This window comes from Streptomyces sp. NPDC005722, assembly GCF_040630935.1.
Lineage (GTDB): Bacteria > Actinomycetota > Actinomycetes > Streptomycetales > Streptomycetaceae > Actinacidiphila.
In genome coordinates, this window is record NZ_JBEXYN010000007.1 from 180,519 (window position 1) to 194,709 (window position 14,191).

General features: G+C 72.8%; 14 protein-coding genes. 4 read left to right on the plus strand and 10 right to left on the minus strand.

The genetic code is table 11. From position 1 onward, the window contains the following. Nucleotides 1-17: 17 nt before the first annotated feature. A complete protein-coding gene (locus ABZ479_RS11805) occupies nucleotides 18-881 on the minus strand; it encodes a spermidine synthase (protein ID WP_500461451.1) in 864 nt (287 codons plus the stop codon). Between the two features lie 34 nt (nucleotides 882-915). After that, the gene (locus ABZ479_RS11810; protein ID WP_500461452.1) at nucleotides 916-1,314 is read right to left on the minus strand and encodes a hypothetical protein; all 399 of its coding nucleotides are present in this window, start codon (nucleotides 1,312-1,314) and stop codon (nucleotides 916-918) included. A 177-nt stretch (nucleotides 1,315-1,491) separates the two neighbouring features. Between ABZ479_RS11810 and ABZ479_RS11815 the strand changes: the two genes are divergently transcribed. After that, nucleotides 1,492-2,814 (plus strand): NsdA family TPR-like regulatory protein, encoded by a 1,323-nt coding sequence (locus tag ABZ479_RS11815; protein ID WP_500461453.1) that lies wholly within the window; start codon nucleotides 1,492-1,494, stop codon nucleotides 2,812-2,814. A gap of 30 nt (nucleotides 2,815-2,844) precedes the next feature. Here ABZ479_RS11815 and ABZ479_RS11820 read toward each other — a convergent pair whose 3' ends face one another. From ABZ479_RS11820 to ABZ479_RS11840, 5 genes are read right to left on the minus strand one after another with little or no spacing between them, the layout of a single operon-like run. After that, complete coding sequence (locus ABZ479_RS11820; RefSeq protein ID WP_500461454.1) at nucleotides 2,845-3,312, minus strand: SUKH-3 domain-containing protein; 468 nt, start codon at nucleotides 3,310-3,312, stop codon at nucleotides 2,845-2,847. A 33-nt stretch (nucleotides 3,313-3,345) separates the two neighbouring features. Continuing rightward, nucleotides 3,346-5,316 (minus strand): hypothetical protein, encoded by a 1,971-nt coding sequence (locus ABZ479_RS11825; RefSeq protein WP_500461455.1) that lies wholly within the window; start codon nucleotides 5,314-5,316, stop codon nucleotides 3,346-3,348. Between the two features lie 5 nt (nucleotides 5,317-5,321). Further along, nucleotides 5,322-6,143, minus strand: coding sequence for a nucleic acid/nucleotide deaminase domain-containing protein (locus ABZ479_RS11830; protein ID WP_500461456.1), 822 nt, complete (start codon nucleotides 6,141-6,143; stop codon nucleotides 5,322-5,324). 38 nt (nucleotides 6,144-6,181) lie between these two features. Beyond that, nucleotides 6,182-6,763 carry an SUKH-4 family immunity protein gene (locus ABZ479_RS11835; protein ID WP_500461457.1) on the minus strand — a complete coding sequence of 194 codons (582 nt, stop codon included), beginning with the start codon at nucleotides 6,761-6,763 and terminating at the stop codon, nucleotides 6,182-6,184. Nucleotides 6,764-6,817: 54 nt separating this feature from the next. Further along, nucleotides 6,818-8,545, minus strand: coding sequence for a WXG100-like domain-containing protein (locus ABZ479_RS11840; protein WP_500461458.1), 1,728 nt, complete (start codon nucleotides 8,543-8,545; stop codon nucleotides 6,818-6,820). A 282-nt stretch (nucleotides 8,546-8,827) separates the two neighbouring features. Here ABZ479_RS11840 and ABZ479_RS11845 point away from each other — a divergent pair, with 282 nt between their 5' ends. Genes ABZ479_RS11845 through ABZ479_RS11855 form a run of 3 tightly spaced genes read left to right on the plus strand, consistent with a single transcriptional unit; the run spans nucleotide 8,828 to nucleotide 10,653 of the window. After that, the gene (locus ABZ479_RS11845; protein WP_500461459.1) at nucleotides 8,828-9,589 is read left to right on the plus strand and encodes a GNAT family N-acetyltransferase; all 762 of its coding nucleotides are present in this window, start codon (nucleotides 8,828-8,830) and stop codon (nucleotides 9,587-9,589) included. 51 nt (nucleotides 9,590-9,640) lie between these two features. Further along, complete coding sequence (locus ABZ479_RS11850) at nucleotides 9,641-10,456, plus strand: Scr1 family TA system antitoxin-like transcriptional regulator (protein WP_500461460.1); 816 nt, start codon at nucleotides 9,641-9,643, stop codon at nucleotides 10,454-10,456. Continuing rightward, complete coding sequence (locus tag ABZ479_RS11855; RefSeq protein ID WP_500461461.1) at nucleotides 10,453-10,653, plus strand: DUF397 domain-containing protein; 201 nt, start codon at nucleotides 10,453-10,455, stop codon at nucleotides 10,651-10,653. The genes ABZ479_RS11850 and ABZ479_RS11855 overlap by 4 nt, the downstream gene beginning before the upstream one ends. Nucleotides 10,654-10,675: 22 nt before the next feature. Here the strand turns inward: ABZ479_RS11855 and ABZ479_RS11860 are convergent, their stop codons facing one another. The 3 genes from ABZ479_RS11860 to ABZ479_RS11870 all read right to left on the minus strand — a co-directional run bounded on the left by ABZ479_RS11860 (nucleotide 10,676) and on the right by ABZ479_RS11870 (nucleotide 14,189). After that, nucleotides 10,676-12,160, minus strand: coding sequence for a GH1 family beta-glucosidase (locus tag ABZ479_RS11860; protein WP_500461462.1), 1,485 nt, complete (start codon nucleotides 12,158-12,160; stop codon nucleotides 10,676-10,678). A gap of 74 nt (nucleotides 12,161-12,234) precedes the next feature. Beyond that, entirely contained in the window at nucleotides 12,235-13,152 is a 918-nt protein-coding gene (locus ABZ479_RS11865) for a carbohydrate ABC transporter permease (RefSeq protein WP_500461463.1), read from the minus strand. Between the two features lie 5 nt (nucleotides 13,153-13,157). Further along, entirely contained in the window at nucleotides 13,158-14,189 is a 1,032-nt protein-coding gene (locus ABZ479_RS11870) for a carbohydrate ABC transporter permease (RefSeq protein WP_499599164.1), read from the minus strand. Nucleotides 14,190-14,191: the final 2 nt, after the last annotated feature.

Below are 14,191 nucleotides of genomic sequence, written 5' to 3' on the forward strand. Positions count from 1 at the left end.
GCCCGCCCCGGTCGCGCCTACCGGAACACCGACTCCGGGGGAACGGGGGAGGCCGCCGCCGTCGCGTCCGTGACCGCCGCCGCGCCGCCCGCGAAGGCCTCCAGCTCCCGGCCGTGCTCGACCCGCCCCGGGTGCGGGTCGGAGGCCACCCGCCGGGTGAACTCCGCGACCGGCAGCTCGCCGTCCGCGGCGACCAGGATCACGTTGCCGAAGCGCCGCCCCCGCAGCACGGCGGGATCCGCCGCCAGGCACACGTGCGGGAAGCACGCCCGCACCGTCGCGATCTGCGCCCGCAGGAACTCCAGCCGTCCGCCGTCCGCCACATTGGCGGCGTAGACCCCGCCGGGTGCCATCGCGCGCCGGGCCTGCGCCAGGAACTCCGTGCTGGTCAGGTGGGCGGGCGTCCTGGCCCCGCCGAAGACGTCCGTGATGACCAGGTCCGCCCAGCCCTCCGGGACCTTCGCCAGGCCCTCGCGGGCGTCGCCGCCGCGTACCTTGATGCGCCACGTGCGGTCCCAGGGCAGCTCCCGCCGCACCAGCTCGACCAGCGCGGTGTCCAGCTCCACCACCTGCTGCGTCGAGCGCGGCCTGGTCGCCGCCGTGTAGCGGGCCATGGTCAGCGCGCCGCCCCCGAGGTGCAGCACCCGCAAGGGGCGGCCGGGCGGTGCGGCGAGGTCGACGACGTGGCCGAGGCGGCGCTGGTAGGAGAAGTCCAGGTACGCGGGGTCGTCGAGGTCGACGTGCGACTGCGGGGCCCCGTCGATCAGCAGCGACCAGCCGCGCGGCCGGTCCCGGTCCGGCACGAGCTCGGCGAGACCCCCGCCGACCTGCTCGCGTATGCCGTCCGGTGCCTTCGTCGTCCTCATCCTGCGCGGTGCCATGCCCCCCAGTATGGGCGGCGGTCCGCGGGCGGGCTCAGAGCCGGTCGGCCAGCTCGATCATCCGGGCCGCCTCGCCCAGGGCGTCGCGCAGCACCGCCGGGTCCGTCACGGCGGTGTCGTCGTGCGGCGGCACCAGCCAGCCGGTGCCCGCCACCGGGGGCTCGCGCAGCTCGCCGGGGACGGTGAAGCCGCCGCCCGCGGTCCGGGTGCAGGCGCTGCCCGGCATGTCCCAGCCGTCGGCCGTGCCCGGCGGCACCAGGAAGCCGAGGCTGTCCCCCGAGCTGTCGTGCAGCACGGGCCCGAGGCCGGTCCGCAGGCGCAGGATGTCAACGGCCTCCAGCCCCTGCCGGGCCGGGACGGTGACCAGATCCCATGGCTCGTCCAACAAGGCGCATCCTCCTCGGGCTCGGACGGTGGGTTGCACGGTGTCCAACGCGCGCGGACGTCAACAGCTACGCCTCCTTGACGCCGCCAGGGGTGGCGTTTCATGGCGAATGGAGGGTGAGATATCCCTTTTGTAGCCAAACTCCCGGTACTCGGACCGTCACAGCGAGTACGGTCGTCGCGCCGCCACCCGGCACCGCACCGACCGTCCATCGGGAGCCCGGCGATGCACTCGTCACCGTCCACCCCCAACACCGCCTTCCGGCGCCTGCGCGGAGACCGGTCGCCCGGTGAGTTCGCCGCCGCCGTGCGCCGCGCGGGACGGGACATCGGTGAGCAGGTCAGTTGCGACGCCCGCTACATCGGCCGCGTGGAGTCCGGTGAGATCCGCTGCCCCAACTACGCCTACGAGCGGGTCTTCCGGCACATGTTCCCCGGCCGCGACCTCGCCGACATGGGCTTCGAGCCGCGCGAACTGGTCCGCGGCCGGCGCCTCCCGGCGACACCGGCCCCCCGGCCGGCCCCGTACGAGACCGAAACCGACGAGGAGAGCGACGTGCTGCGTCGCGCGTTCATGACCGGCGGCCCGGCCGCCATCGCCACGACCCTCATGCTGGGGCCGGCCGCCGCGGCGGAGACGGTGCACAAAGTAGGCAGACCCCAGGCCCGCGCCGTCCGCGCGGCCGTCCGGGAGATCCGCCTGCACGACGACCGGCACGGCGCAGGCGCGCTCTACCGCCAGGCCGGCCACTCCCTCGGCGCCGCCTACCGCCTCCTCGACGAGGGCACCTACAGCCAGGCCGTCGCCGAGGACCTGATGGGCGGCGCCGGTGAACTCGCCATCTCCGTGGGCTGGCTGGCCCACGACTCCGGGCGCCTCGCCGACGCCCGCTCCTTCTACGGCGAGGCCCTCGCCACCGCCCGCATGGCCGGCGACCGCGCCCTGGAGTCGCACGCCTTCTGCAACGCGTCGTTCCTCGCCCGCGACGCCGGCCGCTCCCGCGAGGCCGTCCGCGCCGCGCAGGCCGCCCAGCAGGCCGCCCGCCATCTCGGCTCACCCCGCCTGCTCTCACTGCTCGCCCTCCGCGAGGCGGGCGGCTGGGCGGGCCTCGGCGACCGCCCGGGCTGCGAACGCGCCCTGTCCCGCGCCCAGACCCTGTTCGGCCGCGGACCCAGCGCCGCGGACCCGGAGTGGATGACGTTCTACGGCGAGGCCGAACTCGCCGGGCTGGAGGCCCAGTCCTGGTCCGCCCTCGGCGACCACCACCGCGCCGCGGAGCACGCGCGGCGCGCGGTGGGCCTGCAGGCACCGCACTTCACCCGCAACGCCGCGCTGTACACCGCCGAACTCGCCAACAACCTCGCCTCCGCGCGCCGCGTCGACGAGGCCACCGACGCCGGCATCCGCGCCCTCGACCTCCTCGGCCGCGTCCAGTCCCCGCGCGTACGGGGCATGCTCGCCTCCGCCGCCCAGACCCTCCAGCCGTACACCCGGCGCCCGGACGTCGCCGAATTCCTGCGCCGGCAGGCGGAGTCGCGACCGGCGTGAGGCGGCGCGCCCGGCTGTGCCGGGGTCGCGTCAGACGTAGAAGTCCTCCGCGTCCGGCAGAACGTTCCCGCAAAGGCGGCGGGCGAAGGCCTCGTAAGCGTCGTGGCCCAGGAAGTACGGCCCGGTGGAGTGCTGGTAGAACACCCGGCCCAGGTCGTCGACCAGCACGATTCCGCCCTCCGAGGTCTCGTACCCGACGGGGAACACCGCCCGGCGCAGGTTGCCGCCGAGATCGGCGAAGTCCTCGGCGTCGCCCTCGTAACCGACGTCCGGGCGGACGACGAGAGCGATCTCGGGTGCCGCCCGGTACGGAAGGCGCAACAGCCCGTACGAGCCCAGGAATCCCAGGGCGGCGGCGAACGTGGTGAGCGGAAACCCCTGGCGTTCCGCCTCGTGCAGCCGGAAGGCGAGATGCTCGCCGATCCGGTCCCGCACGTCCCGCCCGGGGTACCACCCGTGCTCCCGCAGCCACGGCCGGACCGTCGCCTCGTGCGTCAAGGCGCCGCCACCCTCGTCACCGTTCGGCCACCGCTACGTCCACAGCCGGTCGAAGTGGAGCCGGAGGCCGTACGTCCCGCCGGGGCCGGTGACGGTGAGGGCGCCGTCGGGCGTGAGGGCGATCGCGTCGGCCCGGTGCAGCAACGGAAGGGGGTGGACGCGGGCGCCGAGCAGGTCCCAGACGCCGGCCCGGCCGTCGGCCCAGGCGGCGACGGCGACCGGGCCGTGGGCGGGGGTGTCCGCGGCGGCCAGGGCGGTGATGACGCAGTCGCGCCGCTCCACGGGGTCCGGCATCGGTTCGTCCGAGGTCGCCCACAGGCGCAGGGTGCCGTCCAGCCCGCCGCTGAGGCAGAACGACAGGTCGTGCCGGGCCGAATGGACGTGGGCGAGCGTGGAGACCGGCGCCTGGTGCAGGAGGCGGCTGAGGGGCTCGGGGTCGTACGCGGGGGAGCGCCACAGGTGGACGCGGCCCTCGGCGTCGCCGACGGCCAGGAGACCGGAGGCGGGCACCGAGGCCAGGGCCGACGGACCGTCCTGGTTGTGGCGGTGGGCGGCCGCGCCGAAGGCGACCGTGCCGGGCGGGAAGGCGTGCAGGACCTGGTCGCGGTCGAGGAGCAGCAGGCCGTCGCCGAGAGCCGCCAGGGCCAGCGGCCGTACCTCGGTGGGGGCGGGCACCCTGCGCAGGTCCGCGCCCGTGGCGGGGTCGAGGGCGTGCAGCCGGCCGAGGGGATCGGCCGCGAGCAGCTCCCCCTCGACCGTGCCGGGTCCGAGGGCGGTGAAGGAATCGCCGGGGCGGAACCACTCCGCGGTCCAGGTGTGCCGCTCGGCGACGGGGCGCAGCAGAGCGGCCATCTGCGGCGCGTCGGCGAGCGCGGCGGCGTGCAGGACGGCGGCGCGCTCGGGGTCGCTCAAGCCGGGGGTCGTCAGCACGGGCGCCGCGCGGCGCCATACGGGGGCCAGCACCGCGGGGGCCGCGGCTGCGGTGTCCGGGTCCGAGAGAGCCGCCGTCACGGCGGTCGCGGAGCCGTGGACGAGGAAGCCCGCGTCGCGCAGCAACCGGTCCGCCGTACCGGCGGCGACGGCGTGGCCGAGCACGTGCTCCCGGGCGAAGGAGCTGGTCAGGGCACGGGACTTGAGGACGTCGACGATGCGCTGGTCCAGGTCCGCGACGACCGGTCCCCCGGGCGGCACTTCGTACGGGGCTCCCGCGGGCAGGCGCTCCACGGCGGCGGCGACGGCCTCGCGCGCCGCGGGGTCGCCCGTCAGTTGCGCGTGGAGCAACTCCCACACGTCCCGGGGGACCGGGCCGCGCAGCGCGGCCAGCGTGTGCAGCGCGGGGCGGGCCGCCTCGGGCAGCCGCGCCCACCACACGGCCGTCACGGGCCCCTCGGCGGGCGGCCCGGGGACCGTCGTGGCGAGGCGGGCCGTGGCGGGGTGTGGGAACACCTGGTCCGCGGTGAAGGCGGCGCCGGCGGGGACCAGCCCGGCGTACCAGGCGGCGAACTCCGCGTGATCGGTCAGCACGGGGTCGTCGAGGTCGACCACGAAGGCGCCGTCCGGAACGCTGCCCGCATCCCCCGCTTCGAGCAGCATGCGCACGTGCGGGAAGTCCAGCAGGGGGTTCACGAGGCCCTCCCGGCAGCCGGGCCGGGCGCGGTGCAGGTCGGCGAAGCCCAGAGTCAGCGGCCGCGGGTCGGCCAGGATCCGCCCCAACAGGTCCTCCGGGGAGAGCGGCCCGTACCCCAGTTGCCGTCCCAGTTCCCAGGACATGGCGTCCACGGCCAGACCGCGGGCGGGGGCGAGCCCGTGCACCATGGTGCCGGGGTCCCGCTGCGCGCCGGCCACGAACCACGCCAGCAGATGGCTCTTGCCGGCCCCGGGGGAACCGGTCACCGCCAGCGGTGCCTTGGTGCCCGACGTCGCCCACTCCAGGATCCGCCGCCCGGCGGGCCCCCGGCCGGCCCCGAGAGCGGGCCGGTCCGCCGTCCCCAGTTCCCCGTCCATGGTCCTCAGCCTTCCTGTGCCGCCGCCTCGCGCAGCTTCCGGATGCCGGCGGCCCGGGACCCGGCCGTCTCCCCGTAGGGGAAGTTGTGCGTCAGCCCGGCTTCAGGGAAGAGGTCCGCGAGCATCATCGAGCAGTAGTGCCCCGGCATGAAGCACGACTCCAGTTCGGTGTGGATGCGCTTGACCTGCTCCGGTTCCACCCCGGACGCCCGCAGGTTCGCCCACAGCCGCTCCTCGGGGTGCACGCAGATCCCGCCCGAGGAGGTCAGGATCTTCGCCTCCCCGTCGGCGTCGACGACCTCGAACGCCGCGAACCACTCCGCGCTCGCGGTGTCCCGGATGTCGTCCAGTACCTGCGGCCACCAGTCCTCGCGGTCCGCGAACGCCGTCCCGTCCAGTTCCCGCAGCCGCGTCTCCAGTGCCGCGAACGCCTGCGACGCCGTCTCGGGCCGGTCGGTGGCCGCGATCGCCGTGAGGGCCTCGTCCAGCGCCACCAGGCTCCGCGCGAACGCCTCCAGAGTGCCGTTCACATGCCGCTCGGGCTCGTCGTAGCCGACGAGGACCCCGCGCACGGCGCCGTCCGGGGCGAGGCAGATCTCGTACCCCCGGTCGGTGCCCAGGCGCAGGTACTCCCGGGCCCGCTCGGGCACCTCCGCCTCCAGCGCGTCGGCGAAGTCGGCCAGGGTCTCCGGTTCCTCGGGCGACGTGGCGAAGTACGGTCCCACCTGCAGGGGCACCACCACCTCGGGCGCCCCCGCGAACCGCCGCACCCCGCCGTCGCCGAACCGGGCCACCACGCTTGCCGTCACCTCTGGGCGGCCGTCCATTGCCTGTCGTCTCCTTCTCCTGGTCCTCCGGCGCCGCCCTAGCCGGCCACGCCGTCGAAACCCTTCGAGGCGTCCTGGAGGAACAGGGACCACGGGCTGTTCTCGTGTCCGAACGCCATGGGCTCCAGCGGACGCAGTTCTGCGAGGAGCCGGTCCGCCGCCCCCCGCGGGTCCCAACGCGCCGCCCGCACGGCGGCGTCCGGGAACTGCGGGTCGTAGGCGGGGCGTTCGCGTTCGGCGGCGCAGAGGAAGTACGCGAGCGAATGCAGGTCCTCGTGGAGGGGGAACACCTCCGGCTCCGCCTCGGGCAGTGCCCAGACCCTCCCGGACGCCCCGTCCAGGACCACGTGGTCGTAGTGCAGCTGGGCCACGTACAGGAAGCCCGCCGCGCCCGGAGGGGCGTCGTCGCCCAGGTGCCAGTCGTGGATGGTCGTCATGTGCGTCGGGAAGTCCGGGTCCAGCACGAACAGGCCGCTCTCCTGGAGGGGCAGGCCGATGTTCCGCAGGAACGCGCGCGAGGGCTCGTGGGTGATCAGGGACATCGCCGGGTCGTCCAGGGTGACCAGTTCACCGGGAGCGAAGACGGACTCCAGCAGGGCGCGTGTCACCGTCGGTGGCATGATCCCCTCTCCTGCGCGTCATGGGTGCGGGCGGTCGGTCACGGGCTGCCGATCCTACCGGCGGCCCGCCCGGAGGTCGTCGAGGTAGTCCTTCATGATCGCGTTGCCCTTCACCTGGGACGCGGCGTCCCCGTACTCCACGCTGTGGCTGACCCCGACGTGCGGCATGTACCCCTCAAGCCAGTAGGCGCAGGTGGGCGACTTGTCGTAACACGGCTCCCGCTCCGTGTACATGTGCGTGACGTTTCCGTCCATCCCCCTGTCCATGAACGGTGTCGCCAGGCGTTTCTCCGAGTGGTAGGGGCGATCGCTGTAGGCGACCAGCACGAACTCGTGGTCGTTCGCCTCGTCGCGGTAGTGGGCGGCGGCGAAGTTGTTGCTGGTGAAGGTCTCGTCCTTCGTGCCCGGCTTGTCGTACGTCCCGTAGTGGCCCTTCGCGTGGCGTGCCCTGCGGGTGGCGTCCGCGAGGGGAGTGGACGACAGCGGGACCTCGGTGGACTCCTTCTTCTTGGCGGGCTTGCCGCCGGGCAGCTGGCCCACGGTCCGCTTGCCGGGCTGCGGGATGCTCGTCCGGTCCGTGGGGTTCCCGTCGCGGTCCTGGAGGAGCCGGGTGATGCCGGACTTCTTGTCGTCGTCCGTGAGGTCGACGAGTTTGCCCTGGTCGTCCAGGCGTCGTATCTGTCCGTCCGACTCCAGCACGTAGACCGGCTTGCCCCTGCCCGTCTTCTGCAGTTGCTGCAGCTCGGTCGCGATGCTGTCGTCGTTGTCGCGGTGGTTCTGGTGCATCTGCTTCAGGCCCTTGCGCATGTCGTTGCGCACATGGCCCACGGCCTTCTCGGCCGCCTCGCCGATGCCGTCCACGATCTTCGTGGCGATCGGCATGATGTGCCCGGCGATCTCGCCGCGGCCGCCGGTGCGGTTCTTGGCGTCGCGGGCCCGGCCTATGTGACCCTTCGACTTGCCGTGCAGGGAGCCGGTGATGCCGTCGAGCTGGGTGTCGATCCGGTCGAAGCTTTCCCCGTCGCTCTGGAAGTGAGTGCCGCCGCCGCCCCCGCCACCGCCGCCCCCGCCACCACCGCTGCCTCCGGCGCTGGCGAGGGTGAAGCTGTCGGCCTGCTTCTTGGCGCCGTCGACGCCCTCGCCGAAGCCCTCCTTGCCGGCGTCGGCGGTCCGGCCGAGGTCGACGCCCTTCTGCAGGCCGAGGGCGTTGGAACCGACCTGGATGATCAGGTCGGCGGCCATCGACTCCAGGGCGGCGTAGATCGGGGCGGTGGCGATGGACATCAGCTGGTCCACGACCTGGTTGATGACCTCGCGGAAGATCTTCTTCACGATCATCCGGGTCGCCTGTGTCGCGGCGGCCCCGGCGAAGCTCGACAGCCCGAGCGTGAAGGGGGCGGAGGCGATGGTCGCGACGATCTCGGCTGCCAGGATGCCGAGTTGGACGATCGCCGCGACCTTGGCGACTTCGATCGCGATCGCCACCCCGTCGAGCGCCGTCGCCCCCATCCGCGCGGCCTCGGCGAGATTGGCCAGATGTGTGCCCTTGACCTTGCCCCAGTGCGCCTCGAAGGCGTCCATCGCGGCGCCGGCGTTCGCGCCCAGCAGCTCCTGCACGGCGGTGTGGGCGTCCATGGCGCCGCCGTCCATGTCGTCCGCGAAGTCCCGCAGCGACGTGGCCATCTCGCGGTAGTCGTCCTCGTCGACGTTCGGCCACGCGATGCCTATCAGGTCGAGCACGTACGCCAGTTCGTCGGGCAGTACGACACCCACCGCGGACACCCCCGTGTCTCTTCTTGACTGCAGCAGCAGAGAAATTGACGCTACGTAAGAGGTATCAGTTCCTCAACTGTCGTGGGAATGACGGGCTGTGTATCGGACGGGCACCTGAGCACGCCGCCGTCGCGCACCGGCTCGCGCCACCAGTCGTCGGGGCCCTCTTCGCGCCGAAGGGAGGAGTCGGCCCCCAAACCGGCCGACGACCGGTCCACCTCCCAGCCGTCGGCTCTCAGCAGTTGCACCGCCATGGCCCGTGACCCTGGCGCCCCCGCCTAGGCTGCCCCCATGACCGGACCGGAACTGCGGGGGATCCGCGCCTTCGTCGCCGCCTTCGCCCGCCGCCAGGCCGCGCGCACCGTCGAACTACCCGGCGCCTTCGCCGTTCTCGACGACGCCTACGCGTACTCGCACGGCAACAACCAGGTGGTCGTGGACGGGGCCGTGGACCCCGAGGCGCTGCCGGCCCTCGCCGACGAGGCGCTGGGCCACCTCAAGCACCGAGCGATCACCGTCCTGGACGACGCGGCGGGCACCGCCTGCGCCGGGCCCCTGATCCGTGCCGGCTACCACCACTCCGCCGAGCTCGTCATGCTGCACACCGGCCCGGTGCCGGACGGCGGTCCCGCGGAGGAGGTGGACCTCGACGCCCTCCGCGAACCCCTCGCCCGGCGCTGGCGCGGCTTCCTCCCGGAGGCCGACGACGAGGCCGTCCGCCAGCTCGTCGACCGCCGTGAGGTTCGTCGGCACGGCGCGGACGTCGTCCGCTTCATCGGCGCGCGGACGCCCGAGGGCGATGTCGCCTCCTGGGCGGATCTCTACATCGACCCCGCGTCCGGCACCGCCCAGGTCGAGGACCTCATCACCTCCGAGACCCACCTCGGCCGCGGCTACGCCGACGCCGTCCTGTCCACGGCCTTGCGCCAGGCCGTCGACGCCGGGTGCCCCACCCGCTTCCTCGTCGCCGACGAGGACGACTGGCCCCGGCACTGGTACGGCCGCCGCGGCTTCACGGCCATCGGCCGCTTCCACAGCTTCGGGCGCGGCTGACACTGCCCTTCCGTAGTCTGGTGACCACGGAGAGTACGGGGGTGGGTGTGGATGGCCGGCGAGGTGACCCAGCCGCCGATGGCGTGGCGGTACTGCGGCAACCAGGTCAAACTCTGGCGTGAGCAAGCGGGCGTCACACGCGAGCAGTTGGCCCGCGAGGCGGCGTACGGCTACGAGACGGTGAAGTCCATGGAGCAGGGCCGCCGCCGGCCCACCACTCGACTGCTCCAGGTCGCGGACCAGCTCTGCGGGGCCCACGGGAAGCTCACCGCGGCGCAGGAGTTCCTGAAACCGGAGCGGTTCCCCGAGCGCACGCGCGAGTTCATGCAGGCCGAATCCGAGGCGATCGCGCTGTACGGGTACGAGCCCCTGCTCGTGCCCGGGCTGTTGCAGACCGAGGCGTATGCCCGTGCGCTGATGGGCAACAGCTGTCCGCCGCTCGACGACGAGACGATCGAGGAACGGGTCGCGGCGCGGCTGGAGCGGCAGGAGAAGCTGCGGCGGAAGCCCGCGGCGCTGTTCGGCTTCGTGCTCTACGAGGCGGCCCTGAGGACGAGCGTCGGTGGCCCGGAGGTGATGAAGCGGCAGTTGCAGGGTCTGCTGACCGCAGGCTCACTGCGCAACGTCTCCATCCAGGTGCTGCCTGCCGACCGTGTCGCGTATCCGGCGCTCAGTGGGTCGTTGGTGCTCCTGGAGACGGAGGAGCACGAACACCTCGCCTACGTGGAGGCGCAGGAGACGAGCGCTCTCTACACCGACCCGACGAAGGTCAGCCGGTTGTCGCAACGTCATGGAATCATCCGCATGCAGGCCCTCGGCGTCGAGGAGTCGGCGCGGTTCATCGGCGAGCTGGCGGAGGCCATATGAGGACCCGGCTGGTGTGGTTCACGTCCAGCTACAGCGACGACCAGGGAGGCAACTGCGTCGAGGTCGCCACCACCCCCCACCGCGTGCACGTGCGCGACAGCAAGGACCCGGACGGGCCCTCCCTGTCCTTCACCCCCGCGGCCTGGACGGAGTTCCTCCGCGCCGTGGGACGGGACGCGGCGCTCCCCTCCAAGTAGCGCGCCGCGTCCCGTCGCCGCGTCACGACGAGGCGTCGGCCTCCGCCGCGTCGGGGCCCGCGTCGGGGAGCGCGCCGTTGCGGGCGACGCCCGCGTACCAGTGGGCGCTGGACTTCGGGATGCGCTCCTGCGTCTCGTAGTCGACCCAGACCGCGCCGAAGCGCTTGCTGTACCCGTACGCCCACTCGAAGTTGTCCATCAGGGACCACAGGAAGTAGCCCCGGACGTCGGCGCCGTCGCGCATGGCGCGGTGGACCGCCTCGAGGTGGACGCGCAGGTACTCCACCCGCTCGGGGTCGTGCACCGCGCCGTCGGGGCCGACGGAGTCCTCGTAGGCCGCGCCGTTCTCGGTGATGAGCATCGGGAGGTCGGGGAACTCGCGGTTCATCCGCATCAGCAGGTCGTACAGGCCCGTCGGGTCGACGGACCAGCCCATCGCCGTCCGCTCGCCCGGGGGCTGGTGGAAGGCGACGTCGTCCGCGCCCGGCCAGGGCGAGAACGCGCTGGAGCCGTGGCCGTCGCTGCGCGGGCCGTCGACGGAGGCGCCGTCCGACACCAGGGTGGGCGTGTAGTAGTTGATGCCGAGCACGTCCAGCGGGTGGCGTTTGATCGCGGCGAGGTCGCCGTCCTGGACGAAGGACCAGTCGGTCAGGCCGCGGGTGTCCTCCAGCAGGTCCCGCGGGTACGCGCCCTTGAGCAGCGGGCCGGTGAAGACCCGGTTGCCGACGGCGTCGATGCGGCGGGCGGCGTCCACGTCGCCGGCGGAGCCGGTGAGCGCGCGGACCTGGTGCAGGTTGAGGGTGATGCCGAGCTGGGCGCGGGCCGGGAGGACCGAGCGCAGCGCCTCGGCGGCGCGGCCGTGGCCGAGGTTGAGGTGGTGGGCGGCGCGCAGGGCGGCGACCGGGTCGGTGCGGCCCGGGGCGTGGACGCCGGAGCCGTAGCCGAGGAAGGCGCTGCACCAGGGCTCGTTGAGGGTGGTCCACAGCTGGACGCGGTCGCCGAGCGCCTCGGCGACGATCCGCGCGTACTCGCCGAAGCGCTCCGCGGTGTCGCGGGCGGGCCAGCCGCCGGCGTCCTCGAGCTCCTGCGGCAGGTCCCAGTGGTAGAGGGTGACGGCGGGCTGGATGCCGTGCTCCAGCAGCTCGTCGGTGAGCGCGCGGTAGAAGTCGAGGCCGCGTTCCACCGCCGGCCCGCGGCCGGTGGGCTGGACGCGGGACCAGGAGACGGAGAACCGGTAGGCGCTCAGGCCGAGGTCGGCCATGAGGCGCACGTCGTCGCGGAACCGGTGGTAGTGGTCGGCGGCGACGTCGCCGGTGTGGCCCTCGAAGACCTTGCCGGGGGTGTGGCTGAAGGTGTCCCAGATCGACGGGGTGCGCCCGTCCTCGGCAGCGCCGCCCTCGATCTGGTACGCGGCGGTGGCCGCACCCCACAGGAAGCCGGGCGGGAACTGGTGGCCGCCGGCTGCGGCGGTGCCGCTCGCTGCGGGACGGATGTCGGACGCTGTCATACGGGAGCGCTCCCATCGGAACGAGTGAACAAGAGGAGTGAGGGGGAGGGGCGCGGCCGCGGCCGGGGGAGGGCTCAGCCCTTGACCGCGCCCTGCATGATGCCGCCGACGATCTGCTTGCCGAAGATCACGAAGACCAGCAGCAGCGGGAGCGTGCCGAGCAGCGCGCCGGCCATGATGACGGACTCGTCGGGGATGTAGCCGCGGCCGAGGCTGGTGAGCGCGACCTGCACGGTCGGGTTCTCCTGGGTCAGCGCGATGATCGGCCAGAAGAAGTCGTTCCAGGCCGCGACGAAGGTCAGCATGCCCAGGACCGCCATCGCGGGCCGGGCGGCCGGGAAGACCACGTGCCAGACGATCCGCAGGCTGCTGGCGCCGTCGACGCGGGCGGCCTCGATGATCTCGGTGGGCAGCGCCTGGGAGAGGTACTGCCGCATGAAGAAGACACCGAAGGCGCTGACGAAGGTCGGCAGGACGACCGCCTGGAGGTGGTTCGTCCAGTCGAGGTCCGCGATCCACAGGAACAGCGGCACCACGCTCAGCTGCGGCGGCACCATCATGGTGCCGATGGTCAGCATCAGCAGGAAGTTCTTCATCCTGAACTGCAGCTTGGCGAAGGCGAAGCCGGCGATCGTGGAGAACAGCACCGTGCCGATGGTGATGCTGCCCGCGACGATGGTCGTGTTCAGCAGCGCCGTGCTGAGGTTGGCCTCGGTCCACGCGGTCTGCAGGTTGCTGAAGAGGTTCGAGCCGAACCAGAACGGCGGCGGGGTCTGCGCCAGCCGCGAGTTCGTCCGGGAGGCGGCGATCGCGGTCCACACCAGGGGGAAGAGCGATATCGCGGTGAAGACGATCAGCACGATGTAGGTGAACGGGCCCGCGTGCAGCTGCCGTCCGGCCTTGGGCGCCCCGGGGGTGCGGCGCTTGGCCTTGCGGGGCGCGTCCGCCGCGCCGGCCGCCTGATCCGCCGGGTTGGTCGAGATGGTGGCCATCGTCGTCACCCCTCGTGGTTCTTGCGCAGCCAGCGGGCGACCAGCCCGTTGACGGCGGCGATCAGCAGCAGGAGCAGGAACATCGCCCAGGCGATGGCCGAGGCCCGCCCGAGGTGGTAGTTCGTCCAGCCCTGCTCGTACAGGTACAGGCCCAGCGTCTGGAACTGGTGGGAGGAGCCGCCCTTCTCGCCGCCGGGGCCGCCGAAGAGGAACGGTTCGCCGAAGAGCTGGGTGGCACCGATCGTCGAGACCACGATCGTGAAGAGGATCGTCGGCCGCAGCATCGGGATCGTCACGTGGCGGAACTGCTGCCAGCGCGAGGCGCCGTCCAGCGCCGCGGACTCGTACAGGTCGTGCGGTACGGCCTGCATCGCGGCCAGGTAGATCAAGGTGTTGTAACCGGTCCACCGCCAGATCACGATCGACGAGACCGCGATCTGCGAGGACCAGGTGCCCGCCCGCCAGTCGATGTGGTTGCTGAACCCGAGGTGCTCGAGGCCCCAGTTGATCATGCCGTAGTCGGTGCCGAACATCAGCGTGAAGACCAGCGTCGCGGCGGCGACCGAGGTGGCGTACGGGGTGAGCATCGCGACGCGGAAGAAGGTCGAGCCGCGCAGCTTGTAGTTGAGCAGGTGGGCCAGGCCCAGCGCGATCAGCAGCTGCGGGACGGTCGAGATCACACCGATGGTGAACGTGTTCTTCAGGGCGTTCCAGAAGAACTCGTCCTCCAGCAGACGGGTGTAGTTGTGGAAGCCGACGAACTCGCGCGCGTCGAGGTTGGTCAGCTCCACCCGGTAGAAGGAGGACCAGCCCGTGTAGATCAGCGGGAAGAGGCCGAAGGCGGCGAAGAACAGGAAGAAGGGCGAGACGAAGGCGTACGGCATCGCCTTGACGTCCCACCGGTAGCGGCGGCTGCGCCAGCGGCCGCGTCGCTCGTCACGTGCGTCGCGCGGACGGCCGGAGCCGCCGCGCGGGGCCGCGCCCCCCTCGGAGGGGGGCGCGGTCACTGCGGTCATGTCGGAGGTCTCCGAAGCCATGC

Excerpts from the sequence above, each read along its gene's own strand:
- ABZ479_RS11805 (WP_500461451.1), bottom strand. The coding sequence starts at position 881 with ATGGCACCGCGCAGGATGAGGACGACGAAGGCACCGGACGGCATACGC.
- ABZ479_RS11845 (WP_500461459.1), top strand. The coding sequence starts at position 8,828 with ATGACCGGACCGGAACTGCGGGGGATCCGCGCCTTCGTCGCCGCCTTC.
- ABZ479_RS11850 (WP_500461460.1), top strand. The coding sequence starts at position 9,641 with ATGGCCGGCGAGGTGACCCAGCCGCCGATGGCGTGGCGGTACTGCGGC.
- ABZ479_RS11865 (WP_500461463.1), bottom strand. The coding sequence starts at position 13,152 with ATGGCCACCATCTCGACCAACCCGGCGGATCAGGCGGCCGGCGCGGCG.
- ABZ479_RS11825 (WP_500461455.1), bottom strand. The coding sequence starts at position 5,316 with ATGGACGGGGAACTGGGGACGGCGGACCGGCCCGCTCTCGGGGCCGGC.
- ABZ479_RS11815 (WP_500461453.1), top strand. The coding sequence starts at position 1,492 with ATGCACTCGTCACCGTCCACCCCCAACACCGCCTTCCGGCGCCTGCGC.
- ABZ479_RS11830 (WP_500461456.1), bottom strand. The coding sequence starts at position 6,143 with ATGGACGGCCGCCCAGAGGTGACGGCAAGCGTGGTGGCCCGGTTCGGC.
- ABZ479_RS11835 (WP_500461457.1), bottom strand. The coding sequence starts at position 6,763 with ATGCCACCGACGGTGACACGCGCCCTGCTGGAGTCCGTCTTCGCTCCC.
- ABZ479_RS11855 (WP_500461461.1), top strand. The coding sequence starts at position 10,453 with ATGAGGACCCGGCTGGTGTGGTTCACGTCCAGCTACAGCGACGACCAG.
- ABZ479_RS11860 (WP_500461462.1), bottom strand. The coding sequence starts at position 12,160 with ATGACAGCGTCCGACATCCGTCCCGCAGCGAGCGGCACCGCCGCAGCC.
- ABZ479_RS11870 (WP_499599164.1), bottom strand. The coding sequence starts at position 14,189 with ATGGCTTCGGAGACCTCCGACATGACCGCAGTGACCGCGCCCCCCTCC.